Here is a 24,799-nt window from a genome sequence, read left to right as displayed (position 1 = left end):
AGTCGGGCTTTTTTGTTCCGTATAACGAAGTTTTAGCATGCCCCGCGGGTAGGTTCCAGCGGACGCGTCCGACAGCGATATTTTGACGGAAATCTACCACGGCTCCACTACCTTCTACTTCGGCTAATACTTCGATCACGATTTCGAGCGCGGACTCGGCGAGTGGATTTTCACTTTAAGCCACCGAGGCAACGAGATCTATCGCGCTAAATTCACCGTAGTCCCTTGCGGCGACAAACGCGAATCCACCCACGACCACTGCCCCACGGCCAGTTGCTCCCCCCATTGCCAGTGTTGCGACCCTTAAAGATCAAAACCAAAGCTGGCGAATCGCTGTCCAAAACTGGCCGTAGCTAACTGATTCCTCGAGGCTGATCCCTGTCTGCCAGTTCCGTACGCATACACTCAAAACGCCGATGTTCCAGATTACCAGCAGAAGCAAAATCGCCTTGATCGTCCCTTGCAGCAGGTTACCAAAACGCTCTGACGAATTCAGCAGCCAGCCTACCCCAAAGCATACGAACAACGACGCCCCTTCGTAGGCCCGGCCGCCAAAGGCAGCTCCAAACCACCAGGTTTCCCAAGCAGCGTTTACATAGATCATGCACGCCACCGATAGAGGAATAGCCCAGAAGGACCACTCATGCCGGCTCCCGACAAAACCCACCAGACCAAGAAGCCCCACAGCAAATATCGGCTGCCAATAGATCAGCCCATGAAACGGGTCGAACAAGCTTCGCCATACCTCAGGTTCCGCCCAGCGAAACCCTTCTCCAGCGTAAGAGTAGACCAACCAAGACCCGTAAAGCTGCTTCCAAGCGAGCAGTTGCAATGCGACGATTCCTAGTATCGTGAAAGAGCAAACCGCAAGCGCCCTCACCGTAGTTCTTCGTGCCAGAATTTCGACCACAGCTACAACGAAAGGGAATAACAAATAGACGCCGGCCTGATAACGGGTGATCAGCAGCATCCCCACCGAGATTCCCAACATTAGCCAATTTCGCGTCAATGGTGGCATCTCCCGAATCGCCAAAGCCCAATAGAAACAAGACACCAAACAGAGGTAGGCCAAACTATGAGCCATGGCGTATTGGCTGAGTTGGTAGTAGATCAAAAACCCACTTAACCAAGTGCATAGCAAGGCCAGAACGCTGATTTCCCAATCAAAGAAGCGACGCAGCAGCAAGTAGGTTAACCAGAGTCCAAGAGCAGCATAGAAAAGGCTACCCACATACAGAAAGCGTTCGTAGACTTTTCCGTATCCATCCGTCCTTACCTCAACTCCCGACTTTTTCAGCAGCAAGGACGTGCCATGACCTACCGCAAAAAAGGGAGCATGAAAAACCGCCCAACCAACTGGATACTTATTGGGAATCAGTCCCATATCTGTCCGAGGCAAATCCACCTCTGCAAAACGCTTCTGACCGTCGGGAATCGTATCCGCGAGTTGGATATCGTTCTCGAAATCTACATCCCCATCGAGAGCGACCGAACGAAGCCAAAAGTAATAGAAAGAAGTATCCCACCCCCAGAGCGAGCTCGAACGGCTTTCTTCTTTCAAGGAATGCAGAGCTCCATAGCTGCCGATCCAGGTCCCAGCCGCAGCGAGCAGGACGATCAAAGCGAAGAAGCCTCTGCCCTTGAGCTTATCCATGGACGAATCGAAACTGAGCTACCATTTCTCTACCGGCCCCTTGGGCACCTTGATTTTATCAGGGGCTTCCTGAGGTTCGTGAGTGATCGATGAATACGGATCCACCGGGCGATACTTCTCCTGTAGCTCACCGTCATCACCGCAAAAACGCAACCGCCACTGACGGTACCCGTCCATGATCTCTTGGAAATGTTCCATGCTCTCCACCCGGACGACTCGGTCCTTAAAATACTTGGATGGCCCAAATCGTTTCGCGTACCAGACTGCAACTTTCCGGAACTGGATACAGCCTTTCAGCTCACCATAAAACTCGATCATACGCTCAAGATGCACCCGCATCAACTCAACGCGCTGCTCGAAATTCGGGTCAGGGAGCAAGACTCCTGTATTCAGATAATGGAGCGTCTGTCTAAATATCCACGGATTATAAAATGCCCCACGTCCGATACTCACACCATCGCAACCAGTACGCTCCAACATGATACGGGCCGCTTCCGGAGTCGTCACATCTCCGTTTCCGATCACGGGGATCGACTTCACCGCTTCTTTTACCTTGCGAATACCTTCTAGGTCTACACCTCCAGAAAACCCCTGAGCCCTTGTGCGACCGTGTATGTAAATCGCGGATACACCGATATCTTCGAGCGTGCGGGCCAGTTCGGGAGCCGTGATATTTTCCGAATCCCATCCCAGGCGCATCTTCGCCGTTATCGGCACTTTGACCGCGTCAATCATCCCCTTGACCAGTTCTCGCGTCTTGTCGTGGTCCTTCATCATGGAAGAACCGCTACCCGTTTTGACGACCTTTTTTACGGGACACCCCATGTTGATATCGATCGATTGAGCCCCTTTTTCAGCAGCGATCACCGCAGCGTCACGCATTTCCTCCGCGACTCCCCCAAAAAGCTGCACCGCCATTGGCTGCTCGCGGGCATCAGTAGCAATCATCTTGTAGGCCACTGCACGCCCTTCCAGCAAAGAGCGAGCGTTCACCAAATCAGTGGTCACCAGCCCCAACCCGCCTAAGCTCTTCGCTGTCAGGCGGAACGGTAGATTCGTGTACCCCGCCAACGGCGACAGGAACAAGTTCGATTCTAGGTCTAGGCTACCAATTTTCATTGCAAAAACCTCGCCACCAAAGGCATTACCCCTCCCCCTCACAACCACAAATTTCCTCGGAGAGGGAACGAGCTCTCAACGGGTTTCGTTTGTTTACAAACGAAGACTGTTGTCAGGCGAATATCATTCTAACAAAAAACGCCCATTCCTGAAAAATCCGACAAGCATAGATTCCAGTCGCTCGACGCGCTCCGCGCCGTGGCCTGCTTCCTCGTAATCTGGCAACATGTTTCAGAGAGCCTTCTACCCCTTTCCAGCGGCGGTAAATGGGCGAGCGACACTGCCAACTACTTCGACTTCGGCCGGATCGGGGTGGTAGCCTTTTTTTGCATCAGCGGCTTCGTAATACCCCGCACTCTCGAAGGCGGGCGACTACCCACTCTACGCTCTTTCGCCGTTAATCGTTTCTTTCGCCTCTATCCAATATACTGGGTCGCCGTCGCCATCGGCGTCTACTCGCTCTGGCTCGTCACCGGGCGCCAGCTGCCGGCCACCACGATTCTAGCCAATACAGGCATGGTGGCCACCTTCGTCGGAGAACCTCACGTGATGGGTCTTTTCTGGACCCTCGAAGTGGAGCTCGTCTTCTACTTCGCCACCGCCTTGCTCTACCTCTCCTTCGGTAAATACAAGCTTATAGCCGCCCTTGTTGGGTTTTCCGTATGCTACAAACTATGGCAGCTGGACCTACTCAAAGACTTCCCAGGCAACCTTCCTATCCTCGGCTACCTACTCGCCATAATGTTTACAGGGTCGGCAATGCGGTGCATCTACGACCTCGAAAAAGAGCCCCTCTTTTCGCGTTCGGAAAACGGGAAGAAAGCTGCCCGCATCCTCTTTGCGTTAATGGTCTATCTCGTCGCCAAGCCCGTGATCGAAGCTATCGAGAAGAGCTTCACCGAGGCTGGTCCAGTCTGGAACCGCTACGGTTGGGGCCACACCCTTGGACTCGTCCTCTTCGCCATCTTTTTCTTCCTCCCGAAGACGCCTCAGTGGCTCAGCAGCATTGGCCGCAGCACCTATTCTGCATACCTACTGCATGCTGTCGTGTTTACTTTGATGGCAAGACTCTGGAAGACCCATGAGTTGCCAAAAACGCGGCTCGAATTCTTCATCGTAGCCGCTACGGCAATAACGTTCGGCATCGCCGCATTGAGCTACAAGTACATAGAAAAGCCAAGCATTCGCCTGGGCAAACGCTTGGCCGGGAAAAAATATCAAGCCACTTTGGCCAGCAGCAGCTCCGCAGGAACAGTACCTCCGGCTCTCTAGTGCAACTCCACGCCGACCTTGGCCAAGGCGTCTCCCAACGACGGATCTGACGGATGCCCGTTATAGAGCACCGACCCTTCGCGATCGATCAGTACCATGCGAGGAATCGAATCTACCATAAGCATTCCGCTTAAGTCGCCACCATTGCGGTCCAGCAACCAAGGCACAGACTCCATTCCCTCACGCTCACGGATGGAAGTCGCATTCTTCAATGGGTCGCGGCGATCCGTATTGATCCCTGCTACGAAGACGCCCTGCTTGGAAAGATTCTCCTGCTTTTCCTTCAACGAGGGCATTAGGCGAATACAAGGTCCGCACCAGCTGGCCCAGAAATCGACCAACATCACCTCGTCGTCACCCATCCAGTCGGTGAGCGACTTGCTCTCGCCCTCCACGTTCGCCAACACCATGTCCATGGGTACGCGAAAGTCTGCCATCGCCTCCTCCTGCACCGCATCGCGACGTTGATTCGCGAGCAACTCGCCGATACCAAAAGCTCCGTTAAAACCGGGAGCCTTCTCGTAAGAACTCACCGCGTACTTCTCAAATTTCTCCTTGTCACCCTCTCGATAGGCCACCACGCAACGCAGCACGTCCGCAAATCCGGCAAGCTGCTGAGCCGAATAGAAGTCGCGCCCCACCCCATATCGGAAGTCCTCTCCAACTGCATCGATACGGGCGATCAAATCAAACATCGCATTCGCGTCGCCTGTCGAAAGAGCCCTGATAATCTCCGCCTCCAGAATCCAGTCGGAGGACATCCCCTCATCAACGGCTGCTGGCAACTCCGTGGCGAAATCCGATTCCTTATCTTTAGCCAACGCGATCAAGGCATCGTGCTCTTCTTCCGTGGCAGAAAAACCTGTGAGAGCCGACGATGCCACGATCGCTGCGGCCAAAATACTACGGGTAATTTTGAATAACTCCATATCCCCAAGAACGCCCAAACGACAGCCCCGCATGCAAGCCAAACCCAACTCCAAGCCTTAATCTTGCTCTTGTTGCCAATTCCTCCCCACTCCCACTAGCCCACCTTTCCCCTTGCCCCAATCCCACACCAGCTTACCCCTTTTTCTCAAAATCCAATCCATCCTTCACCAGCCACTCCTCCACCCCGTGACAGCCTCCACCACCGACCGCGTACAAACCGCCCTCAAAAAATACTTCGGCCACGAAACCTTCCGCGCCCTGCAAGCGGATATCGTAAACGACGCTCTTTCCGGCCGCGACGTCTTCGCCCTCCTACCCACAGGCGGCGGCAAATCCCTCTGCTACCAGCTCCCCGCCGTTCTCTCCGAAGGCCTCACCGTTGTCATCTCGCCCCTCATCGCCTTGATGAAGGATCAGGTCGACGGCCTTACCGAAAACGGAATATCCGCCACCTTCCTCAACTCCTCCCTCGCCCAAGGCGAGTCCCGCAAACGCTACGCCAAACTCTTCGCTGGCGAATACCAAATCCTATACGTCGCCCCCGAGCGGCTCATGCTGGGTGGATTCCTCGAGGATCTGAAGAAATGGAAGGTCTGCCGCTTCGCCGTCGACGAAGCCCACTGCATCTCCGAGTGGGGTCACGATTTTCGCCCCGAGTACCGCCAACTTGCTGAGCTACGTCGCCGCTTTCCGGATACGCCCTTCATGGCACTCACCGCCACCGCGACAGACCGAGTGCGCGACGACATCGTCAAGCAACTGAATCTTCGCAACCCGACCAACTACGTCGCCTCGTTCAACCGGCCCAACCTCGCCTATCGAATCGAGCAAAAACAGGCCGTCTTCCGTCAAATCCTCAAGTTCGTCCAAGCACGCCCCTTCGACTCCGGCATCATCTACTGTTTCTCGCGCAAAGCCACCGAGCAAACTGCCGACCGCCTCCGCCAGGAAGGCATCGAAGCCCTACCCTACCATGCAGGCATGACACCGCTGCAGCGCGGCAAGAACCAGGAAGCCTTCATCCGCGACGAGGTCAAAGTCGTCTGCGCCACCGTAGCCTTCGGCATGGGAATCGACAAGCCCAACGTCCGCTACGTCATCCACCAAGACATTCCCAAAAACATAGAAGGCTACTACCAAGAGACCGGCCGCGCCGGACGCGACGGACTTCCCTCCGATTGCGTGCTCTATTTCTCGCCGGGCGATGTCGCCAAGCAACTCAACTTCATCGCCGAAAAAGAGCCCAAAGAACGCGAAGTCGCCAAAGAACAACTACGCCAGATCGTAAACTACGCCGAATCATCGCAATGCCGCCGCGAAGTGCTGCTCGGCTACTTCTCCGAAAAATGGGGCGAAGGAAATTGCGGTAACTGCGATAACTGCAACCAACCTAAGGAAACCTTCGACGGCACCATTCCCGCCCAGAAGTTCATGTCATGCATTTTTCGCGTCAGCCAAGCTTCCAGCTTCGGCGTCGGCATCAACCACATCGTCGATATCTTGCTCGGCTCCAAAAACGAAAAAGTCCTCAAATGGGGGCACCACCGCCTCACCACCTACAACATCGGCGGCGAGTACAAACGCGCCGAGTGGCAGGCCTTCGGACGCGAGCTCATTCGCAACGAATACGTTTTTCAGGACGCCGAAGCCTACGGAGCACTTAGCCTAACTCAGAAAGGGAAAGCGGCGCTTCGCGACCGTGCCCCCATCATGCTCACAAAACTTCCCGCATCAGCCAACGCCGTACAACGCGACCGCAACCGTTCTCAAGGTGGCATCGAGTGCAACGAAGACCTTTTCTCAATTCTCCGCAGCCTCCGCAAGGAGCTAGCGGACGAACAAGGCGTCCCACCCTACATCGTCTTCTCCGACGTCACCCTTCGCGAGATGGCCCGCTACTTCCCACCCAACGAAGAGAAGCTTTCCGAAATCTCCGGCGTGGGTTACAAGAAGCTCGAAGCCTACGGCGAAGCCTTTCTCGAAGCCATCACCGAATTTATCATCTCCAACCCCGACGCCCCCGACGAATTCAGGTAGGATCTCAAGAATGAGACCTTCTATTCGCGGATTTCCAAGATAAGCACAGACCGAATCTAATAATCTTCTGGTACCGCTCTTCAGAAGGCCAAAAAAGATCAGAGTGAACTGTCGGCAGAAAAAAGAACCAACAAAATCTACCATGTCCGATCAACGCACACCGCGCATTTCCATACTCTACTGCAGCCAGTGCAATTGGATGCTCCGCGCCGCTTGGCTCGCCCAAGAGCTGCTCAACACCTTCGGCCAAGACATAGGCGAAGTCGCCCTGCAGCCCGGCACCGGCGGCATCATGGAAATTCGACTCGACGACGAACTCATCTTCTCCCGCAAGGAAGCCGGACGCTTCCCCGAGTCCAAAGAGCTCAAGCAACTCGTGCGCGACCGGATCGACCCCGACCGCCCACTCGGGCACAGCGATCGCACCGAGAACGACGCTCCATCATCGCCAAAAACCTAACCCACAAACCCCTCCCAAACAGCCGTATCAAATCCACTGATACATCCGCTCGGAGTCGCCAGAAACGGACGTTTCACCAAGTTCCCGTTCGCCTTCAGTAGGTCCAGAGCCTCATCCACTTCCATCTGCGGCAACTTATCCTTCAAGCCCATTTCCCGGTAATCGCCACCAGATACGTTGAACAGCTTCCTGAGGTTCATATCATGGGCTGCTAAAGCTTCCTTCAGCTCACTCTTGCTAGGGGTCACCTCGCGAATGGCGATTTCCTCGAAATCTACGCCTTTATCCTGTAACCACTTCTTCGCCTTGCGGCATCCATCGCATCCCTTGTACATGTAGAGCTTGTTCATCTGCTCGAAGCCAAACGATATCCGTAAATCCACACAATCCCCTTTTCACCATTAGCTCCCAACTTCAAAGCTTCCGCCAACTCCTCTGCCAACTCAGCGTCGCAATCCGCGACACGCTTTACGCACAGCAACACACCCCTACCGACGAGCTATCCGCGGTGACTGCCCACACGACCGCCGACACCATCTATCACATCGACAAGGTCAGCGAGCAGCTCATCCTTAAATGGCTTGCCGAAAACTGGCCCAGCGAACACCCCGTCCGCCTCGTTATGGAAGGCATCGAAGACGACGAGCGTGTCACCTTTCCTCCAAGCACCCCTGACTCAGGCCTCGCCTACCAACTCATCGTCGACCCGATCGACGGCACCCGCGGCATCATGTACGACAAGAGGCCCGCATGGTCCCTCATCGGTCTCGCGCCGCAGCCTACCAGCTCTGGATCCCCTACTCTGGAGGACATCACGGTCGCCGTCATGACAGAGCTGCCCACCTCCAAGCAATTCATCTCCGAGCAGCTCAGCGCCACCTTAGAGACAGACGGATCCACAACCTTCAGAAGAGAGGCCACAAACCTCATCACCGGCGAAAACAAACCGATCCCGCACACTCCTTCCAAAGCCAAGGACCTGAAGCACGGCTTTGCCTCCGTCGCCAAGTTTTTCCCTCAAGCTAAAGCTGCCCTCGCTACCTTCGAGGAGGAGCTTTACGCCGCAATAACTCCCGAGTCAGAACGCGAAGACGCCCTTATTTTCGACGACCAATACATCTCCACCGGCGGGCAACTCTACGAATTGATTGCCGGTCATGATCGCATCGTCATCGACATACGCCCGCTCGCCTTCGCCAAGCACGGTTACCCCCAATCCCTCACCTGCCACCCGTACGATCTCTGCACCGCTCTCGTAGCTCGAGCCGCAGGAGTGGTCGTACAGCTCGTAGACAACCCCGAACTCGACATACCTTTCGATACCACTACCCCAGTAAACTGGGTCGCCTACGCCAACTCGGAGCTAGCGCAAACGGTACACCCCGTAGTGCTTCAGCTAATACAAAAGCACTTCAGCTAGCCTCGAACTTCGCAATCAATGGCCGCCAGTTCTCCGGGATATCAGCCTCGAAATCGAGAGCTTCCCCTGTCCCGGGATGTCTCATCTTCAATCGGAAGGCATGAAGACCAAAGAGTCCATCGGCACGACTCTTGCCATAAACAGGGTCGCCAAGCACCGGACAACCGGACATTAAGGTATGTAGCCTCAATTGATGAGTGCGTCCCGTTTTGAGCAATCCCCGCAGCCAGCTGATTCGCTGCACCTCGTCTACGCCCCGCAATTGAAAAGTACTGGTGGCCGACTTCCCGCCTTCCAGTACGTTCGCATGCACGCCACCTCCAACGGGAGCGATCAAAGAATCCACCTTCTGGATACGGTGATCCCATACTCCATCAACCAAAAGCCAGTACTCCTTGCGGACCGAGCGTGATTCAAACTGCGAGCTCAGCTCTTTCAGGTAGCGTTTCCCTTTCCGCAGTACCACCAACCCACTCGTCAAACGGTCCAGTCGGTGACAGCACCAAACCTGCCGTCCTACCAAGGTGGATACAAATTGCTCGAGATCGATTTCTCGGTCGGCACCTCCTTCACTCAACATACCAGAAGGCTTGTTGGCTACTACGAAGCCCGGCTCGTCCAAAAGTATATCAGCGTTAGCGATCATCGATTGAGGAAAGTCCTCAAGCAACTCGGTCGCGAAGCTAAGCTCAATCGAAATCTAATTTGAGGAAATAAAATCTGATTCCACTTCCATCAAAGCTCGCTTGATATCGCCCAGTTTGATGGGTTTGGCGAGGAAACCATCCATGCCGCATTCCTTGGACATCTCAATCGATTCTCCCCGGACATTCGCAGTTAACGCGAAAATGTAGGCCCTTTTGGATGACGAGCGATCCGTCTCTATCTGACGAATCACTCGCGTCGCCTCGAATCCATCCATTTCCGGCATCTGGCAATCCATGAAGACAAGATCGTAGTCGCATTGCTTCACTGCTTCCACCGCCTCTACACCGTTCGCGACGAGATCCGCAGAATAGCCGAATTTCTTAAGCATCATCCGTGCAACCTTTTGATTAACGGAATTATCATCGGCAACAAGTATACGCAAAGGAAGCCGTACCGCATACTCTACGTCGGCTACTAAATCTCTCGAGTCCCCACTCGACACATTTACGCGAGCAGTCACGTCGATCGCCTTAAACACCTCTAGGAGCGAGGACACCTTACAAGGCTTGAAAACACACGGCTCGCTTTTCGCTCGACCCACTGAATTTCCGTGCTCCGCAAGCGCCACAAAAAGCTTCGAGTTCGTTCGAAATGTATTCAGCCTTCGTTTACAGTTTTCACTTTCGAGAGCGGAATCCTTGTCATCGACCAGTACAATATCGTAAGATTCCTCATCCGAGGAATGTTCCATGGATGGTACTACGCATGTATACATTCCCCAAGCGCGGCTCAAAGAATCTAAATAACCCCTCAAGACGGAATTAGGCTGTGCTATTAGGATACGCTTTCCTGCGAGTTCTTTTTGCTCGGCAAAGAGGGTATCACGTTCCGCCTCTACCAACCCGTCGAAGGCAACATCGAAGTGGAATACTGAGCCGCGGCCGACCGAGCTTTCCACCCACATTTCGCCACCCATCAAGTTAGCGAGCTGCTTGCTGATGGAGAGTCCAAGGCCAGAACCTCCGTACTTTCGAGTCGTCGAGGAGTCGACTTGCGAGAAGACCTCGAATAGGCGATTCATACGATCCTGAGGTATTCCAATTCCCGTATCGCGGACCGAGAAATGTACCTTGCCTCCGGCTGGGGCATGCACTCGAACTTCGACTTCACCCACATCAGTGAACTTGATCGCGTTTCCAACTAGATTCACGAGCACTTGGCGTAATCGGGTGATATCTCCGACCACTTCATTCGGCGTGGAATGATCGATACAACAAAGCAGCTCCACGCCCTTTTCAGCAGCCTTCGAAGCGAGGAGGTCAGCAGCCTCTTCCACACACTCGCGTATCGAAAACGAAGCCATCTCTATCTCTAGCTTTCCACTCTCGATCTTCGAATAGTCTAAGATGTCGTTAATCAACGTCAGCAAGGTATCACCGCTAACTCGAATCGTATTCAGATAGTCGCGCTGGTACTCGTCTAGGTCGGTTTCCAGCAGTAAACTGGCCATGCCAATAACGCCGTTCATAGGAGTTCGAATCTCATGGCTCATCATAGCCAAGAAAGCGCTCTTCGCTCGCGTCGCTTGATACGCCTCGGTGGCCGCTTTCTTCGACTGCTTCACCGCATCCGCCAAGCGAACTGCCAGCAACTCCGCTTCTTCCTTCTGCTCGATAAGACTTCTCTTCGCGAGGTGCTCCTCTGTGACATCGGAAGCGATTCCAATGTACCGAGTAACCTCGCCCGATTCGTTGAAAAACGCACGCCCAACACTCTTCACATACGCCTCGTTGCCGTCTGGCTTTCGCACACAAAGCACAAGATCAATGTTCTCACCTTTGGCGAGGCTTCCATCGATTGACCTGACGGCGCGGTTCGTATCGTCTGGATCGATACAACGAATCCACGATCTGTAACTTGGCTTAAAATTAGAGCGCTTTACCCCATAGAGGTTGAAAGTATGATCGTCCCACACCAAATCGTCTCTTTTGACATCCCAATCCCAGATCCCCACATTGGCGCTTTCCATTGCTAGGGCAAAGCGCCGTGAAACTTCCTCCAACTCGCTACTGGCACGTCGTTGTTCTGTGATATCAATCTGGATACCAAAGAATCGTCTCGATCCATCCGCAGCCACATCGAGCGGCTTCATCTCCAAGGAAGCCCAATACTCTGTTCCGTCTGGACGAATACCACCGAGTTCGATCGATACGGAGTCCCCCATCTCCATAGCCCGCCCCAATCGAGCGAGGTACAGAGGATCATTGATCTCAGTTCCCATGTAAGCAAAAGGCTCCATAGATTGGATTTCTTCCAACGTCGTCCCGACCATTTTCAAAAATCCGTCGTTTGCCCACTCGATTCGCCCAGAGGAATCACAGATAAAAATCCCCTCACTGGCCTTGTCCGCAATGGCTGCCAGGCCGGTTGCTTCCGCCAAAACCGATTCCTTCCTCGCATTGAGTTCAGCGATGTCCTCGGACAAGTTAGATAGAACTTCGGTAATTTCGCCCGTATCAGCCTGGGTACCCATCCCCAAGACAGTCCTGATCTCTTGCGCTTGATCTTTTACGTCTCTGAGTAACCGGCGGTGCAAAAAGACAAACAGTGAGCAAAAGCAGACCCATACGAGGAGCGATACGACCGCCACCTCGTAGTAAGCGGATTCCAAGCGAGCCGAGACGTTCGACCGGGCTACCTGCCAGCCACTTGCCGTATTCCGACCGAAGGTTGCAGACTTCGCCGCGTACACCCATCCGCCGGAGAAAGCGGGTCCCTCCTGGCTTCGATAGATCATGCGCAAGGTTTCTTCGCCGTCGAGTTCGCCTAGCGATCCACCTTTGACCCCTGAAAGACCTCCATCCGTCAGGACAGAGTAGAGCTCGATACCCTTCTCAACAGCGACCGGGGATACCTCGAGGATAAGGCGCAGCCGATTCGTTTCTGCAGAAACGATTAGTTTTTTTGCAACATATTCGCAGCTTAGGAAGCCGAGCAAGCAAGTCACAGCGAGAGCGGTAACGCTCCAGCGAAGCTGAATTCGTGTCAAATGGGTCATGTTGGTGGGAGACCAAGCAAGGGATGAGAAATCAAGAAAAGGGATCTTGGCCACTTACCTATACGGCACTAGAGCGAGTTACCTAAAAATACGGCCCATTTTTTATTTCTGCGCCTCCTATTTTGCTCGCAATCCGTATTCCTTGATGAATTCTCCCGCGTTCCCTAAAGGAGCCTCGATCCCTTACTGAGAACTTTTTGTCAAAATTCTGCGACAAAGGAACGAAAACTCGTCAAACTCAGTCTAAGCTCCGATAGGTAAAAGTAAATCTGCTCAGACACTCCGTGAAACCGCTATATTCAACGAAAATGCCATCATTCCATCCCTTACTAGGCGTAAGGGAATTGGTCGCGTTTGACCTTGAAACTACCGGACTTCGCTACAAGCAGGAAGAAATTACCCAGATCGCGGGCGTCCGCCTGGGCGGAGTTATCATGAACGTAGAGGACAGCTTCTGTACTTACGTTGATCCAGGGAAGCCGATCCCAGCCGACATCCAAAAACTCACCCGCGTCCGCGACGAAGACGTGAAGGGAGCCCCGAAACCTCTTGAGGCCCTCCAAGAGTTCTCCGACTGGGTCGGAGATGCGACACTCTTCGGACACGATATCTACCGTTTCGACTTCAATTTCATTCGCAAATACGCCCGTCAAGAGGACGTGGAAACCCGGACTGTTCGCTTCATTGACACCATGGACATTTTCGAAGTCATGTGGCCGGACTTCTCGCGTTTGCGCAACTCGCTCGACGATATTGCCGAAAGGCTCTCAGCCGGCCTCTCCTCCATGAGACGGCACGACGCGCAAAGCGACGCAATCTTACTAGCCCATATCTACCAGCGTATCCAGGACCATCCTGAGCTGGAAAAGCTCAGCACCCGTGTTCCTGTCCACGAGGAGGAGATTCCCACCCTACCCGTCTCGAAGCGCAAAAAGTCAGCTTTCGAGAAGCAAGAGCCTACTCGCTTCGACTATCTCACCTATTCGTTCTAGCCAACTCGGTCGACCGAGCACGATGGATATGCGGTGCTACTAATTCGCTCGATAGGCGTCAGCCTTTAGTAAGCAATGCACGGGTCTCCTCAAAACACGAAAAAGGACGACGCGTCCTTGATATACGGATACGTCATCCTCGAGAAATTTCGCGTGAGCTTTAGCGCTTTAATTGACTCGCTAAGCCATCGACGATCGCGATGGAGGCCAGTGTGGCCCAGATAAGGACGGAGAAAATCAAGATGCTCATGTTGGTATTTAAATTAGCGTTGGTGTTGTGATCTCGATTACCCCAGCGATGCCTCACAGGTTACTAAAATTCCTTGAGGTAGTCTCGCCGCAAACAGGTTTGACCCCGTTCATCGCACCGATTCCAATCACTCGATGTCCCTCGCTCCCAAACTCGCAAAAGCTGCAAAAGAACTCTGCGACACCGTCGATTCGCTATCGTTTTCCGAACCCGTCGCATACGTCTACAACCCGTTGCGCTACGCTTGGAAGCCACATCACAGCTACCTCAAAAAGTACGGAGCTACCAAAAAGAGAATTGTCTTCATGGGTATGAATCCTGGGCCATGGGGAATGTCACAGACTGGCGTGCCTTTCGGAGAGATCGACTCCGTTAAGAATTGGATGGGAATAGAAGCTCCCGTCGAGAAACCTCACCCCGAGCACCCCAAGCGCCTCATAGAAGGCTTTGACTGCGAAAAGTCCGAAGTCTCTGGTAGAAGACTGTGGGGGCTCTTCTCTGAGCGCTACCCAAATGCGGAGGACTTCTTCGCAGACCACTTTGTCCTAAACTACTGCCCGCTCGTCTTCATGGAGGAGAGCTCTCGAAACCGCACTCCCGATAAGCTGCCGGCCGCCGAAAGTGCACCACTCTTTGAGGCTTGCAACTTGCACCTGCGCCGTTGCCTAGAAATTCTCCGGCCCGAGTGGATCGTCGGGGTCGGCGGTTTCGCCCAGCAACAAGCCAAGGACGCCCTAGTGGGCATAGATCTTAAACACGGTAAAGTCCTCCATCCCTCTCCCGCTAGTCCCGCCGCTAATCGCGGTTGGGCAGCCGCAGCCACGAAACAGCTCTTGCAGCAAGGGATCTGGTCCGAGTAACCAAACTTGGGCACAAAAAAAGCCACCGCGAAAACACGGTGGCCGAATATGAAAACACGACACGCGTCCTACTTGCTCCAGTCGATGCCGTCGAAATTCGAACGGTAGGAATCGCTGAAGCAATTACGCGGAGCGTCACCCTTGCCGTTTTGGACTTCCTTCGCTGCAGGAGTAGAAGGCTTCGCTGGCGCGGCCGCGGTCGTAGATGCTGTACTACTTTTCTTTTCGTCTGCCATTGGAATAATGTTTCTGTGGAGCCGGATAAAAAAAACGCCAACTTGGCTGTCAATTCCATTCTATCGGACAGATGAGCCCCCAGCCTGAGTGATTTTGAATCCAAATCCCGTTCCGAGACGTAGATACAGGAAAGGAGATCGGTCACCGTCTTTCATGCTGGTTCGGACATCGATGCGAAACGCCCGAAAGCAACGTAGCAAAACGAGAACCGATTAACCTGTATCGAAAACTTCGCGACGAATCGCGATAGCTTAGACAACCACCGCAATCAGCCCGCTAACGGGCATATGCAACTTTTCAAATTTCGGGAGCGCGGACCTGGTCCGCAAGAGAAACTCCCGAGCGTGCCGAACCCGCAAGAGGCTGAGCTTCAAGAAGCTCAGGCGGGCGGCAAAAGACAGTGCGAGAAAGCCCCGCTCGCGCTGGTCATCGAGCCGTCAAGCTGCTAAGCTTGGCGGCTTCCGTGACGGGCCTTGCGAAGCAATCGGAATAAAACGCTATCCGTTTGCCTCATACAGGGAAAGAAGCGAACTTCTACCAACAACGTCCCATGAAAACGAAACTAACAACTCTCGCCGCACTCATCGCCGCGATCACCCCTTTCATAATGGCAGCCGATCCGAAAAAACCAACCTCCGCAGAGAGCAAACCAACCGAGGCAGACCTCGAGGCTTGCGCTGTTCCTTCCCACGCTGAAACCACTGCTCTGGACGCTTTCAAGAAAAGCGACAACGAGTGGAAACAGCTTCTCTCGACCGACCAATATAGAGTGATGCGAGAACAAGGGACTGAGCCACCTTTCCGTAACGTCTACTGGAACAACAAGGACAAGGGCATCTACTTGTGCGCCGGGTGCGACGCTCCGCTCTTCGCCAGCGGGCAAAAGTTTGATTCAGGGACCGGCTGGCCTAGCTTTTGGGACAGCATTGCGAGTGAGAACGTGGGCGAAACCGTCGACAGCAGCTACGGCATGACCCGCACCGAGGTGCATTGCAACCGCTGCGGCGGACACCTTGGACACGTCTTTCCGGATGGCCCCAAGCCCACTCGCCTCCGCTACTGCATCAACTCCGCCTCACTCGAATTCGTGCCCAAAGCTGAGCTTGAAACCCGCGCCCTCACCCGCTTCGCTGGCCACGCCAAGTAGGCACCGCAAACGGCTGGACATCCCATCGCCTTCCTAGAAGCTGGCCCCATGTCAGCGTCACTTCAGAAGCTACTCACAGAACAGCCGCCAAACACCTCGGGCCTGCACGAGGCCATGGCCCTACATTCCGAGGCCATCTTCAAAGAGTTCAAAGGCATTTTGCCCCTCTTCCTTGGCAAACGCGAAGGCGGCCCCTTCATCAACCTGACCCTGCCGAACGCAGTCACCCAAAGCAGCGAGAACCTGCTGCAAACCATTTGCGACCTTATTTGGGTCTACAACCTCCGAGTGATCTCCTTTGTATCCGCGATACGGATGCAAGACGAGGAAACTGGAGAGGAAGCTATGAGCGCCTTGCTCATTACAGCCGACAAGGCTCACGCCTATTTCCAGCTCCCTTGGAAACTGACGTTCGACGAGAACCAAGACATCTCTAGCGCCAAGCGATCGTCGCAAGCCACGGACGTGATACCACGCGAAATCTGGAGCCAGCTTTTCACCACTAAGGTGACGCCCGACAGCCGCACCATATCATACGATCGCCTGATCGAGCGATTCGGCACCGCCGAGGAGATCCCTCAACCTTAGTCCCGCGAAAACGCGTGCCCATCTTTCAACTACGAGAAGACCCGATTTTTCCCGATCCGGAGCTCGCGGAGGAAGAGGGCATCATCGCGATCGGCGGTGACCTGAGTCCTGAGCGCCTAGTCGCAGCGTACTCGTGCGGCGTCTTCCCCTGGTACTCGGAAGGCGACCCAATCCTTTGGTTTTCTCCGAATCCTAGAATGGTGCTCTATCCGCAAAACTTCAAACAGAGCAAGACTCTCGCGAGGCTCAAGCGATCTGGGAAATATGAGCTCCGAATCGACACCGATTTCCCGAGTGTGATCGCCGCTTGCTCGAAAATACCACGACCGGGTCAAGACGGTACTTGGATAACTCGGGACATGCAGGAAGCGTATATCCAGCTCTATGAACTCGGACTCGCCCATTCCTTCGAAACTTACTTCGAAGGCCAGCTAGTCGGCGGGCTCTACGGTGTGTCCCTCGGCAAAGCGTTTTTTGGCGAGTCAATGTTCCACCACCAACGCGACGCCTCCAAATTCGCATTCGACGCCCTCGTAGACTTCTCGATCGAGAAACACTTCTACTTTATCGATGCACAGCAACCCACGAGGCACCTCACCAGCCTGGGCGGGGAAAAAGTCTCTCGCTCCACCTTCCTGCGCGAGCTCGCCATGAGCCAAAACCATCCCACACTTCAAGGCTCGTGGTCGCTCTAGGCCTCTTAAAGAACCACTTCTCTAAATCGTGCTATTCCTCATCGCAGTTTCGCTATTGTGGGCCTTCTCCTTCGGGATCATGGGACGTCTTACCGGACTCGATTCGACCTTTGTCGCGACTGTTCGCCTCGGAATCGCGTTTCTCTGCTTCGCTCCCTTTTTCCGTTTCAAGAAACTGCAGGCCGCTGACCTGTTGAGTCTATTTGGAATCGGAGCTCTCCAATACGGAGTCATGTACGTGAGCTACATCAAAGCTTATGCCTTCCTCCCATCACATCTGGTGGCCCTTTTCTCGGTTCTGACTCCTCTGTATATCGTGCTCGCCCACGAAATGGTTAGGAGGCGCTGGCACTGGAGCCTTCTTGGTTGCGCCAGTCTGTCCATCGCTGGTGCTGCGGTAATCAAATACAGCCAAGCGCCCGAAGGCTCGTTCTGGATCGGTTTCGCGCTCATGCAGATCGCGAACGTCGCCTTCGGCATTGGACAACTCCTCTATCGATCTTGGAAACGGCCGCGACCGGAGGTTCGCGACAGCGAAGCGATGGCAGCCCTCCTCCTAGGTGGAGCTATCCTGGCTGGAATTGGGTTCGGACTTTTTGGCGACTCCAGCAAGACCTCGCCAAGTCACGACCAGTGGTACGTCCTTTTTTACCTCGGAGCCATAGCTTCCGGATTGGGCTTTTTTTGGTGGAACAAGGGCGCCGCCCTAAGCTCGCCCGGCGTGCTCGCCACTTGCAACAACGCCGTCGTTCCGCTCGCCATGGCAGTCTCGCTCTTTATCTTCGGCGAGGCGGGCGACATTACAGCTGATTCAGTTCTAAAACTGACCATCGGGGCGGTCCTAATCTTCGCTGCTATAGCGTGGGGCAAAAAAGCTTCAATGAGTTAAGCCCGCGTCATTAGTAACCAAATTGCCATGACAATCTTCATTAGGTTATCTGTCATGGACACCAAACCAAGCGGTACCTTGCTTCCGCCGCCAACACAGGCGCACCGGAGCTCCCGCTTATCGATGTAGACCGCCATGATAACCGATGTGGCACCGACCAAGCCGATAATCAAAGCTGCCGGAGCCGCGAGGTACCATAGCACCCCTGCGAACATCGCCAGTCCTGCTCCTGTTTCCACGAAGGGATAGACGTATGCGTAGCGTAGTTTTCGCTGGGCCAATAAATCGTAGGTGAGAAATTGCACGGAGAACGATTCCAAGTCGCACAACTTCATCAAGCCGAGCAACACCATGCTGAATGCGACAAAAAGTTCTGCAAACAGCACCAAAGTGGGTTCAGCTAAACGGGCGTAGGACGCTCCCAAGGCCAGTAAAGAGGCCACCGTGAAGATGACGATCACTGCAGTGTAGCTGGTATCGTCGCTTGAAACAGCCTTCTTACCGAGTCGTTCCCGCAAATCATCGTAACCGCCGACTCGCTCGCCTTCGATGTAGATTTGCGGTGTCTCGTCGACGTGGTTCTCAGCTTTGTATGCTTTGTTGTCTTCTTCGGTGGGAATATGATGGTCTTCCACTTCGAAGCCTTCTCGCTTGAGCAAATCGAGAGCTTTGAGCCCCCATGGGCAAAGATAATCCGGAGCCACCATGCGGTCTATTGTAGCCTTCTTGCTCATCACATGTGGTTTGCACAAGCTGCGCCAAACCAGATTGCTGAACCCGCTAAGAAGAAAAGCGGCGCAGGCCAATGCCCACGCCGTCAAGCACCTGCTAAGTAAAACGAGGCTTCTGCTTACCAGCTGTAGCGAGCGCCTACGCTCAACTGACGACCGCGTCCCGGAGTGCCTGGAATTTCTTGAAAGTCATCTTCCCAAAGATTCTCGATGGATGCATTCAGCTCCAAACCATCAATCTCTGGGATTGCATAATATACTCCGCAGTGGGTGAACAACGCCGTATCCCGGCCTTCACGCAAGAGGTTGTCCGCCTGGTCACGATACTCGTTGTCCACTCGAATCTGGATCTGCTCGGTAGCCCGCCAAACCGCAGCGGCCGTCAAGCGGAGCTTCGCGAAATTCAGAGCATAGAAGCTAGCATCTACGCTGGGATCCCCGTAGTCCTCGTGCTTGTCGAGGATCGTAGCGCTCGCTAACAGCTCAAGCTGGCCGAAGCGCTTGGACCCGATCACCTCTAAACCGTAGGTGTCGATGTCGACGTTCTTCGCTGAGCGCGCACTCGTTGCACCAAAAGAATAGGTCCAATCGACTAAGTCAGCGTCCTCTCTCAAGAAAGCGGCTGCCTTCACGCTCCAATCCGAACGCTTAACCGTAGCGCCTACCTCCACATTTCGAGAGACTTCTCGCTTCAAATTCGGATTACTCGCGAAAAGCCCGCCAGTCGCCCCTCCAACTGCCGTGTATCCGGAAACTTGCGACGCTTGAGAGAATGAAAGGTAATAAGTATCGTCGCCGTTGGTCCAGGTGACATCCGCCATCGGAGAAACCTCAGAAACATCGCGGCTCGTGTCGTCGTAGCTAAGCCCAGCGCGAAGGCTTACTCGGCGCTCTCCTTTTTCAGAGAGCAAAAACTCTGGAAGGAGCGAAATCTTGGCATAATCGCGGCTTGTGAAGTTGTTTTCCAGCGTGGTCGACTCGATCTCATCGGTGGTTAACTGAATCATGTAGTTGACTTTAAATATATCGCTCATTGCTTGCGCACCATTGAGGGCCGCTGCGCTGACCTCAGTCTGGTGCACGAACGAACGATCCGAGATCGAATCTCGATTGAAGAGATAGTGGTCGTGATGACGGCGATGGTACACAGTCGCTTCCCAAGAGCTTTCCGGACCATAATTCTGCGAATGATTGAATAGAAACAAGCTGGTGCGAACTTCGTCCGACTCGTTGGAACCGTAAGGCGCCGCGTAAAGCTCTGGCCATGCGATGTACTTTGATTGGTAGCCTGCAAAGAAATCCGTTTGCGTATACTCGCCCACTCGCTGCAAGCGTCCACTGTATCGAATAAAATTGTGGTCACCGTTTTCGATAGAGCCAGAGGACTCGGAGCGTGAGGTTTCCACCTCGGCTCCCCATACAACAGACTGGTCAACGGAGAGCAGAGTCGCTTGATGCAAGCGCTGGTAGTTCATACTGTTGTCACCAAATCCCACTGCCGCGCTTCCTTGCTGCGATATCTCCGCCCAAGAATAGTCCACCGTTCCCACCGTACTGTTGAAACCTGCAAACGCGTTGTCTCCGGCAACCAGCAGACTTGGGCCTTCTAGCATTTCAGGGGCGACTGGAATTTCCGCGAAATAGTGACCGGTCTGCGGGTCAACCAAAGTCGCCGCTCCTACCCGAAAACCAGTATTTTCGAAAATCCCTCCACGAATGCTGACGTCTCCCTGAGCCTCCGCGATGTTGCGGACCTGCAGGTCGAACTGAGGATTCAACTCCAATCGTGAGACTGGCGCCCCGTACGTCGAGGCCGGTTCGACCGTCGCTGTGTGAGAGCTAGTCACGTAAAGCTCGGGAAGCTCGACCGAGAATGACGGGTCGTCTTGAGCTTCAGAGAGGCTCAAGGTCAAGCCACCTAGAACGGCAAGAACCGCCCAATTCACCGGACATTTCGACGATAATTTCGAGATCATAAGATCTCCGAAACACAGGAAAACCGACCTTTAGTAAACTTAAAAAAGATTCCACTTAACAATAATCAAAAAGCGGTCGTCGCATCTGAAGCGAGCTGGATCAGCTGATCGGCATGGTTCGCCGAATCGACCTTTTCCACAATACCCAAAACCTTGCCATCTGTATCGATGAGATAGGCCGCACGTGTGGGGCCATGGAACGTTTTCCCGTACATCTTCTTTTCCACCAAGGAGTCCGTTACCTGCGCAAAATCATGCTCGGGGTCGGAGACCAAAGGGAAAGACAGATCCAGCTTGCACGCGTACTTGAGATGCGAACCAGGCGTATCCTTACTCACGCCGATGAGGTCGACCCCGATCCTATCCAACTCAGCTGCAGCAACTTGCATCTGCTTCACCTGTTTATCGCAGCTGCCGGTATTGTTCCTCATGTAAACAGAGACGATCGTCGGGCGCTGGACTATTTCAGCAAATGTACACTCGCGCTTTTCTCCCTCCGCCACGAGGCGAACAGGAAAGCCAAGATTGAGCGAATCGTTTACTTTAACCATCGGAAGGTTCGGGGCCTTTGCTTTTAGTCTCGACGAGCCAAGCTCCCGCTACAGCCAAGAGCAGTACGAGATTTTGCCCCATCTTCAAAAGATAGTCGCCCGTTGTCTGTAGCTGATTTTCGCCAAAGCAACCGCAGTTCATCTCCAAGCCTCGCAGCATTCCCTGAGCAACGAGCCCAATGAAAAGCAAAAGCATGAAGATAGTTAACAATGCTGCCCCTCTCCGCCAGACGCCGCTCACGAGACAAAAGGCGACCACCACCTCCAAAGCCGGGGCGAAATAGGCGAGAACCGACGCTTGCGAGTAGGAAAAGATTTGGTAGGTGAGCAAAGAAGAGAGGAAAGAGCTCGGATCCTGCACCTTAACGAATGCTGCGATTCCAAAGAACAACCCTACCACAGCGTAGAGAATCCAGCTGAATACTCGGGCACTCATAACGCGTCTCTCTCCACAAGTCCCGCTTCCAGCAGCGCTTCCCAGCCCCCTTTTAGGGAATAGACCTGGTCGGTTCCGAGCTCCTCTCTCAAACGTTCCGCAACCTGATGCGAGCGCAGACAAGATTCGCTGGAGCAATAAACAACAATGGGAGAGCCGGGAACCCAAACGTCCAGCAAGGGCACGAATCCAGCGTCCCAATTCTCTTCGTTCAGCAACAACGCACCATCAAGATGAGCCGAGTCGAAGTCGGTATCCATTCGGGCATCCAACCATAAAGCTCCTTCGAGCAGCATAGCGGCAGACAGTTCGATTTCGTGATCAGATAGATCAGAGGGAACAGCATCGGGTCGAATAGCGAAGCTTAAGGCACCCAACAACGAAGAGAGTGCCAAAATTAAGACGGACTGCCACAGGGCTTGCTTCATCGCCCGATATCAAGCCGAGGCCTGGCCTCCTAGTCCAGCGCAGAAACCGCTATTCTATTCCTTGGTCTGCTGCTCGTCCGGATCGACTTCCATGTTGGCGATATCATCGTCGCTCAACTCGCCAGCAGAATTCCTACGGTCTTCAAGTAGCTGGATAATCGCCGGATTCCAAACGCCAACTTGCTGGGATTGAGCTAATTGCTGGGCCTCTCCGAGCGCTCCGTCTCCGCTCGCTTCAGAAACATGCCAACGAGCAAAGCCCTGCCGCACGAGAACCGCGTTCACGTATTCACCTCCCAAGGTACGTACTTCCGCGCTCATCACATCCGTGGACGCAACCTGGACTGGCTTTACGCTCACCTTTTGACCTCGAAGCGTTTCGTCGAGAAACGAGAAAATCTTTTCATCGAGCATTTCCGCTTCCGTGGCGGGGGTAATCCCAAAAAGCTTAACCACCACCGACCGGCCATCACCAAAGTCTATCGCAAGGGCGTCCTTCTGAAGGATATCTCTCACTATTCCTTCACGGTCCTTATCGTCGGACTTTTTGTTTAGGAAAAGGTACATCGCGAGTATCGCGAACGCAACGACGACGAGGATGGGTACTATTGTCATGAGGAGGGCAATGGGGCGTTACTGGTAACACTGTGAACATCAAGCGTTTTCCAGCAAGGGAATAATATTGGTTATAGTACGGTATTGAATCCAATTTCTTTACATTCTCGTCCCAGTACAGCCTCGTTTGTGCCCATACATTTTATTTGAACACAACTCGGCGCCCCTCTACAGCAGGGGTCAATGATCGAGGCCGAACTCATTACCAGCCTACAAAACGTACGAGTCAAAAACCTCGTAAAACTGCGCGATCGTCGCGCCCGCAACCAGCAGGGCGTATTTATCGCAGAGGGCTTTCGCGCCATCTCTAGAGCGATGGAGAAGGATGTCGTTCCGCAGGAAGTTTTTTTCTGCCCCGACTGTTTCCTTGGTGAAAACGAAGTCGCCCTTCTATCCCAAGCCCACGCGAGCGGAGCCACTCTCTTCGAACTCTCGAAGCACGCCTTCGAAAAAGTGTCCTACCGTGACCGCCCAGAAGGATTGCTAGCTGTCATCAAACAGTGGAGCTACACACTCAACGACTTGGAGCTCTCTGATCCTCCCTTTCTGCTCATCGTCGAATCCATCGAAAAGCCCGGCAATCTCGGCACCATTCTCCGCTCCGCCGACGCAGCGGGAGTGGACGCGGTAATCTGCTGCGACTCAGTGACCGACCTCTTCAATCCGAATGCGGTGAGATCCTCTACTGGTGTCCTATTCTCGATGCCCACCGTATCCGCAAGCACAGATGAAGTAATAGAGTGGATACGCAAAAAAGGCATCCGCACTGCCGCAACAACCCCGCACACTGACACCCTATACACCGACACCGACCTGCGCGGCCCTCTGGCCATCGTCATGGGCTCGGAGCAGTTCGGCCTGTCCGAAAATTGGCTGCAAAACTGCGACACCAAGGTACTCATCCCCATGGCCGGACAAGCCGATTCGCTAAATGTAGCGATGGCTACCCTCGTCACCCTCTTCGAAGCTGTTCGCCAACGCGGATAAGACACTTCGTTAAATGTGGGAGAGTGCTCGTCACTCGTTCCACGTTTCTTCCAAATTCACTTTTCATCCGCCTCACCGTGAACCTGTCCCGCCTCCAGAAAAACTTCGAAAGCCTCGCCGCCGAAGATCCACTCTGGACAGTGCTCTCCGACAAATCCAAACGCGGCGGCAAGTGGGACCCGAAAGAATTCTTTCAATCCGGCGAAGACTGCATACGAGGATTACAGGAAAGACTCGAACGTATCGGCGTTTACATGACAGGAGGTACGGCACTCGACTTCGGCTGCGGTGTCGGTCGCCTCACCTTTCCCCTCTCACGACGCTTCGAAAGAACGATCGGCATAGACATTTCCGCCTCAATGATCGAGGGTGCTAAGCTTAACTCCCACCGAGGTCATAATTGTAAGTTCATCCTCAATACAGATGAAAACCTCAGCTGTATAGAAACTGAGTCAATCGACTTCGCCCATTCCGACATCGTCTTCCAACACATCGCCCCCCGCTACTCGAAACACTACTTCCTGGAGATCGCACGCGTGATGAATCCGGGAGGCGTTTTCGTCTTCCAGCTCCCGAGTCATCTGCTACGAGGCAGTCCCTTTAGAAAACGTCTGAGTTACACCCTCAAAGCCTTCCTGCAAAAGTTCGGCATCGGCAAAGCCTACTTCGATATGAATGCCATCCCACGCAAAACAATCATCTCTTACCTCGAGCAGCAAGCTGGCCTTACACACATCCGCGACTGGGACTATCCCGCTGCCGGCCCAAACTGGCAAAGCTACCTCTACGCCTTCCAAAAGCCAATCCAGTAGAGCCCGC

General features: G+C 53.9%; 26 protein-coding genes. 13 read left to right on the top strand and 13 right to left on the bottom strand.

The features are described from left to right. Nucleotides 1-310: 310 nt before the first annotated feature. Together QEH53_RS12620 and dusB are read right to left on the bottom strand one after the other, a co-directional pair. Nucleotides 311-1,654, bottom strand: a complete 1,344-nt coding sequence (locus QEH53_RS12620) for a hypothetical protein (RefSeq protein WP_309023559.1) — start codon at nucleotides 1,652-1,654, stop codon at nucleotides 311-313. Between the two features lie 18 nt (nucleotides 1,655-1,672). Then, entirely contained in the window at nucleotides 1,673-2,773 is a 1,101-nt protein-coding gene (gene dusB / locus QEH53_RS12615) for a tRNA dihydrouridine synthase DusB (RefSeq protein ID WP_309023558.1), read from the bottom strand. A gap of 144 nt (nucleotides 2,774-2,917) precedes the next feature. Between dusB and QEH53_RS12610 the strand changes: the two genes are divergently transcribed. Continuing rightward, entirely contained in the window at nucleotides 2,918-4,045 is a 1,128-nt protein-coding gene (locus QEH53_RS12610; protein WP_309023604.1) for an acyltransferase, read from the top strand. On the opposite strand, the gene QEH53_RS12605 is transcribed toward QEH53_RS12610, so the two are convergent. After that, nucleotides 4,042-4,974 (bottom strand): TlpA disulfide reductase family protein, encoded by a 933-nt coding sequence (locus QEH53_RS12605; RefSeq protein ID WP_309023557.1) that lies wholly within the window; start codon nucleotides 4,972-4,974, stop codon nucleotides 4,042-4,044. The genes QEH53_RS12610 and QEH53_RS12605 overlap by 4 nt on opposite strands. A gap of 187 nt (nucleotides 4,975-5,161) precedes the next feature. On the opposite strand from QEH53_RS12605, the gene recQ reads away from it, so the two are divergent. Further along, complete coding sequence (gene recQ, locus QEH53_RS12600; protein WP_309023556.1) at nucleotides 5,162-7,012, top strand: DNA helicase RecQ; 1,851 nt, start codon at nucleotides 5,162-5,164, stop codon at nucleotides 7,010-7,012. A 142-nt stretch (nucleotides 7,013-7,154) separates the two neighbouring features. Continuing rightward, nucleotides 7,155-7,472: a SelT/SelW/SelH family protein gene (locus tag QEH53_RS12595; RefSeq protein WP_309023555.1), complete on the top strand. Its 318-nt coding sequence runs from the start codon at nucleotides 7,155-7,157 to the stop codon at nucleotides 7,470-7,472. Here the strand turns inward: QEH53_RS12595 and QEH53_RS12590 are convergent. After that, entirely contained in the window at nucleotides 7,469-7,822 is a 354-nt protein-coding gene (locus QEH53_RS12590) for a Spx/MgsR family RNA polymerase-binding regulatory protein (RefSeq protein WP_309023554.1), read from the bottom strand. The genes QEH53_RS12595 and QEH53_RS12590 overlap by 4 nt on opposite strands. 158 nt (nucleotides 7,823-7,980) lie before the next feature. On the opposite strand from QEH53_RS12590, the gene QEH53_RS12585 reads away from it, so the two are divergent. Continuing rightward, entirely contained in the window at nucleotides 7,981-8,892 is a 912-nt protein-coding gene (locus tag QEH53_RS12585) for a hypothetical protein (RefSeq protein WP_309023553.1), read from the top strand. Here QEH53_RS12585 and QEH53_RS12580 read toward each other — a convergent pair. Both QEH53_RS12580 and QEH53_RS12575 read right to left on the bottom strand, forming a co-directional pair. Continuing rightward, nucleotides 8,885-9,538 (bottom strand): RluA family pseudouridine synthase, encoded by a 654-nt coding sequence (locus QEH53_RS12580; protein ID WP_309023552.1) that lies wholly within the window; start codon nucleotides 9,536-9,538, stop codon nucleotides 8,885-8,887. The two genes, QEH53_RS12585 and QEH53_RS12580, sit on opposite strands and share 8 nt — an antisense overlap. Before the next feature lie 54 nt (nucleotides 9,539-9,592). Next, nucleotides 9,593-12,598, bottom strand: a complete 3,006-nt coding sequence (locus QEH53_RS12575; RefSeq protein ID WP_309023551.1) for an ATP-binding protein — start codon at nucleotides 12,596-12,598, stop codon at nucleotides 9,593-9,595. Nucleotides 12,599-12,906: 308 nt separating this feature from the next. Between QEH53_RS12575 and QEH53_RS12570 the strand changes: the two genes are divergently transcribed. Both QEH53_RS12570 and QEH53_RS12565 read left to right on the top strand, forming a co-directional pair. Further along, nucleotides 12,907-13,590 (top strand): 3'-5' exonuclease, encoded by a 684-nt coding sequence (locus QEH53_RS12570; RefSeq protein ID WP_309023550.1) that lies wholly within the window; start codon nucleotides 12,907-12,909, stop codon nucleotides 13,588-13,590. Nucleotides 13,591-13,974: 384 nt separating this feature from the next. Next, the gene (locus QEH53_RS12565; RefSeq protein WP_309023549.1) at nucleotides 13,975-14,700 is read left to right on the top strand and encodes a uracil-DNA glycosylase family protein; all 726 of its coding nucleotides are present in this window, start codon (nucleotides 13,975-13,977) and stop codon (nucleotides 14,698-14,700) included. 68 nt (nucleotides 14,701-14,768) lie between these two features. On the opposite strand, the gene QEH53_RS12560 is transcribed toward QEH53_RS12565, so the two are convergent. Further along, nucleotides 14,769-14,936: a hypothetical protein gene (locus QEH53_RS12560; protein WP_309023548.1), complete on the bottom strand. Its 168-nt coding sequence runs from the start codon at nucleotides 14,934-14,936 to the stop codon at nucleotides 14,769-14,771. Nucleotides 14,937-15,224: 288 nt separating this feature from the next. Between QEH53_RS12560 and QEH53_RS12555 the strand changes: the two genes are divergently transcribed. The 5 genes from QEH53_RS12555 (at nucleotide 15,225) to QEH53_RS12535 (ending at nucleotide 18,256) form a co-directional block, all read left to right on the top strand. Beyond that, nucleotides 15,225-15,386: a hypothetical protein gene (locus tag QEH53_RS12555; RefSeq protein ID WP_309023547.1), complete on the top strand. Its 162-nt coding sequence runs from the start codon at nucleotides 15,225-15,227 to the stop codon at nucleotides 15,384-15,386. A gap of 101 nt (nucleotides 15,387-15,487) precedes the next feature. Continuing rightward, the gene (msrB, locus tag QEH53_RS12550; RefSeq protein ID WP_309023546.1) at nucleotides 15,488-16,084 is read left to right on the top strand and encodes a peptide-methionine (R)-S-oxide reductase MsrB; all 597 of its coding nucleotides are present in this window, start codon (nucleotides 15,488-15,490) and stop codon (nucleotides 16,082-16,084) included. Nucleotides 16,085-16,132: 48 nt separating this feature from the next. Next, nucleotides 16,133-16,672, top strand: coding sequence for a hypothetical protein (locus tag QEH53_RS12545; protein WP_309023545.1), 540 nt, complete (start codon nucleotides 16,133-16,135; stop codon nucleotides 16,670-16,672). A gap of 14 nt (nucleotides 16,673-16,686) precedes the next feature. Next, nucleotides 16,687-17,367 carry a leucyl/phenylalanyl-tRNA--protein transferase gene (gene aat, locus QEH53_RS12540; RefSeq protein ID WP_309023544.1) on the top strand — a complete coding sequence of 227 codons (681 nt, stop codon included), beginning with the start codon at nucleotides 16,687-16,689 and terminating at the stop codon, nucleotides 17,365-17,367. Between the two features lie 28 nt (nucleotides 17,368-17,395). Next, entirely contained in the window at nucleotides 17,396-18,256 is an 861-nt protein-coding gene (locus QEH53_RS12535; RefSeq protein ID WP_309023543.1) for an EamA family transporter, read from the top strand. Here the strand turns inward: QEH53_RS12535 and QEH53_RS12530 are convergent. The 6 genes from QEH53_RS12530 to QEH53_RS12505 all read right to left on the bottom strand — a co-directional run bounded on the left by QEH53_RS12530 (nucleotide 18,253) and on the right by QEH53_RS12505 (nucleotide 22,993). Next, nucleotides 18,253-18,990, bottom strand: a complete 738-nt coding sequence (locus tag QEH53_RS12530) for a glutaredoxin (protein WP_309023542.1) — start codon at nucleotides 18,988-18,990, stop codon at nucleotides 18,253-18,255. The two genes, QEH53_RS12535 and QEH53_RS12530, sit on opposite strands and share 4 nt — an antisense overlap. Before the next feature lie 116 nt (nucleotides 18,991-19,106). Beyond that, complete coding sequence (locus tag QEH53_RS12525; RefSeq protein WP_309023541.1) at nucleotides 19,107-20,963, bottom strand: TonB-dependent receptor; 1,857 nt, start codon at nucleotides 20,961-20,963, stop codon at nucleotides 19,107-19,109. Nucleotides 20,964-21,028: 65 nt separating this feature from the next. After that, nucleotides 21,029-21,514 carry a redoxin domain-containing protein gene (locus tag QEH53_RS12520; protein ID WP_309023540.1) on the bottom strand — a complete coding sequence of 162 codons (486 nt, stop codon included), beginning with the start codon at nucleotides 21,512-21,514 and terminating at the stop codon, nucleotides 21,029-21,031. Further along, nucleotides 21,507-21,950 carry a MauE/DoxX family redox-associated membrane protein gene (locus tag QEH53_RS12515; RefSeq protein ID WP_309023539.1) on the bottom strand — a complete coding sequence of 148 codons (444 nt, stop codon included), beginning with the start codon at nucleotides 21,948-21,950 and terminating at the stop codon, nucleotides 21,507-21,509. Before QEH53_RS12515 ends, QEH53_RS12520 begins: the two co-directional genes overlap by 8 nt. After that, nucleotides 21,947-22,378: a rhodanese-like domain-containing protein gene (locus tag QEH53_RS12510; RefSeq protein WP_309023538.1), complete on the bottom strand. Its 432-nt coding sequence runs from the start codon at nucleotides 22,376-22,378 to the stop codon at nucleotides 21,947-21,949. The genes QEH53_RS12515 and QEH53_RS12510 overlap by 4 nt, the downstream gene beginning before the upstream one ends. 54 nt (nucleotides 22,379-22,432) lie before the next feature. Beyond that, a complete protein-coding gene (locus QEH53_RS12505; protein ID WP_309023537.1) occupies nucleotides 22,433-22,993 on the bottom strand; it encodes a thermonuclease family protein in 561 nt (186 codons plus the stop codon). Nucleotides 22,994-23,176: 183 nt separating this feature from the next. On the opposite strand from QEH53_RS12505, the gene QEH53_RS12500 reads away from it, so the two are divergent. Then, nucleotides 23,177-23,980, top strand: a complete 804-nt coding sequence (locus QEH53_RS12500; RefSeq protein ID WP_309023536.1) for an RNA methyltransferase — start codon at nucleotides 23,177-23,179, stop codon at nucleotides 23,978-23,980. A 77-nt stretch (nucleotides 23,981-24,057) separates the two neighbouring features. Next, a complete protein-coding gene (locus QEH53_RS12495) occupies nucleotides 24,058-24,792 on the top strand; it encodes a methyltransferase domain-containing protein (protein ID WP_309023535.1) in 735 nt (244 codons plus the stop codon). The last annotated feature ends 7 nt before the right edge of the window (nucleotides 24,793-24,799 follow it).

This window comes from Pelagicoccus sp. SDUM812002 (genome assembly GCF_031127835.1).
In the GTDB taxonomy this organism is placed as follows: Bacteria; Verrucomicrobiota; Verrucomicrobiia; order Opitutales; family Opitutaceae; genus Pelagicoccus.
The sequence above is the reverse complement of the archived record's forward strand: the minus strand, read 5'-3'. Positions and strand labels throughout refer to the sequence as shown.

Bases quoted from the DNA above. Each gene is read 5' to 3' on its own strand.
- QEH53_RS12555 (WP_309023547.1), top strand. From the start codon at position 15,225: ATGCAACTTTTCAAATTTCGGGAGCGCGGACCTGGTCCGCAAGAGAAA.
- QEH53_RS12565 (WP_309023549.1), top strand. From the start codon at position 13,975: ATGTCCCTCGCTCCCAAACTCGCAAAAGCTGCAAAAGAACTCTGCGAC.
- QEH53_RS12570 (WP_309023550.1), top strand. From the start codon at position 12,907: ATGCCATCATTCCATCCCTTACTAGGCGTAAGGGAATTGGTCGCGTTT.
- QEH53_RS12510 (WP_309023538.1), bottom strand. From the start codon at position 22,378: ATGAAGCAAGCCCTGTGGCAGTCCGTCTTAATTTTGGCACTCTCTTCG.
- QEH53_RS12505 (WP_309023537.1), bottom strand. From the start codon at position 22,993: ATGACAATAGTACCCATCCTCGTCGTCGTTGCGTTCGCGATACTCGCG.
- msrB (WP_309023546.1), top strand. From the start codon at position 15,488: ATGAAAACGAAACTAACAACTCTCGCCGCACTCATCGCCGCGATCACC.
- dusB (WP_309023558.1), bottom strand. From the start codon at position 2,773: ATGAAAATTGGTAGCCTAGACCTAGAATCGAACTTGTTCCTGTCGCCG.
- QEH53_RS12525 (WP_309023541.1), bottom strand. From the start codon at position 20,963: ATGATCTCGAAATTATCGTCGAAATGTCCGGTGAATTGGGCGGTTCTT.
- QEH53_RS12530 (WP_309023542.1), bottom strand. From the start codon at position 18,990: ATGAGCAAGAAGGCTACAATAGACCGCATGGTGGCTCCGGATTATCTT.
- QEH53_RS12500 (WP_309023536.1), top strand. From the start codon at position 23,177: ATGATCGAGGCCGAACTCATTACCAGCCTACAAAACGTACGAGTCAAA.
- QEH53_RS12515 (WP_309023539.1), bottom strand. From the start codon at position 21,950: ATGAGTGCCCGAGTATTCAGCTGGATTCTCTACGCTGTGGTAGGGTTG.
- QEH53_RS12590 (WP_309023554.1), bottom strand. From the start codon at position 7,822: ATGAACAAGCTCTACATGTACAAGGGATGCGATGGATGCCGCAAGGCG.
- QEH53_RS12520 (WP_309023540.1), bottom strand. From the start codon at position 21,514: ATGGTTAAAGTAAACGATTCGCTCAATCTTGGCTTTCCTGTTCGCCTC.
- QEH53_RS12575 (WP_309023551.1), bottom strand. From the start codon at position 12,598: ATGACCCATTTGACACGAATTCAGCTTCGCTGGAGCGTTACCGCTCTC.
- QEH53_RS12620 (WP_309023559.1), bottom strand. From the start codon at position 1,654: ATGGATAAGCTCAAGGGCAGAGGCTTCTTCGCTTTGATCGTCCTGCTC.
- QEH53_RS12595 (WP_309023555.1), top strand. From the start codon at position 7,155: ATGTCCGATCAACGCACACCGCGCATTTCCATACTCTACTGCAGCCAG.
- QEH53_RS12545 (WP_309023545.1), top strand. From the start codon at position 16,133: ATGTCAGCGTCACTTCAGAAGCTACTCACAGAACAGCCGCCAAACACC.
- QEH53_RS12560 (WP_309023548.1), bottom strand. From the start codon at position 14,936: ATGGCAGACGAAAAGAAAAGTAGTACAGCATCTACGACCGCGGCCGCG.
- QEH53_RS12580 (WP_309023552.1), bottom strand. From the start codon at position 9,538: ATGATCGCTAACGCTGATATACTTTTGGACGAGCCGGGCTTCGTAGTA.
- QEH53_RS12605 (WP_309023557.1), bottom strand. From the start codon at position 4,974: ATGGAGTTATTCAAAATTACCCGTAGTATTTTGGCCGCAGCGATCGTG.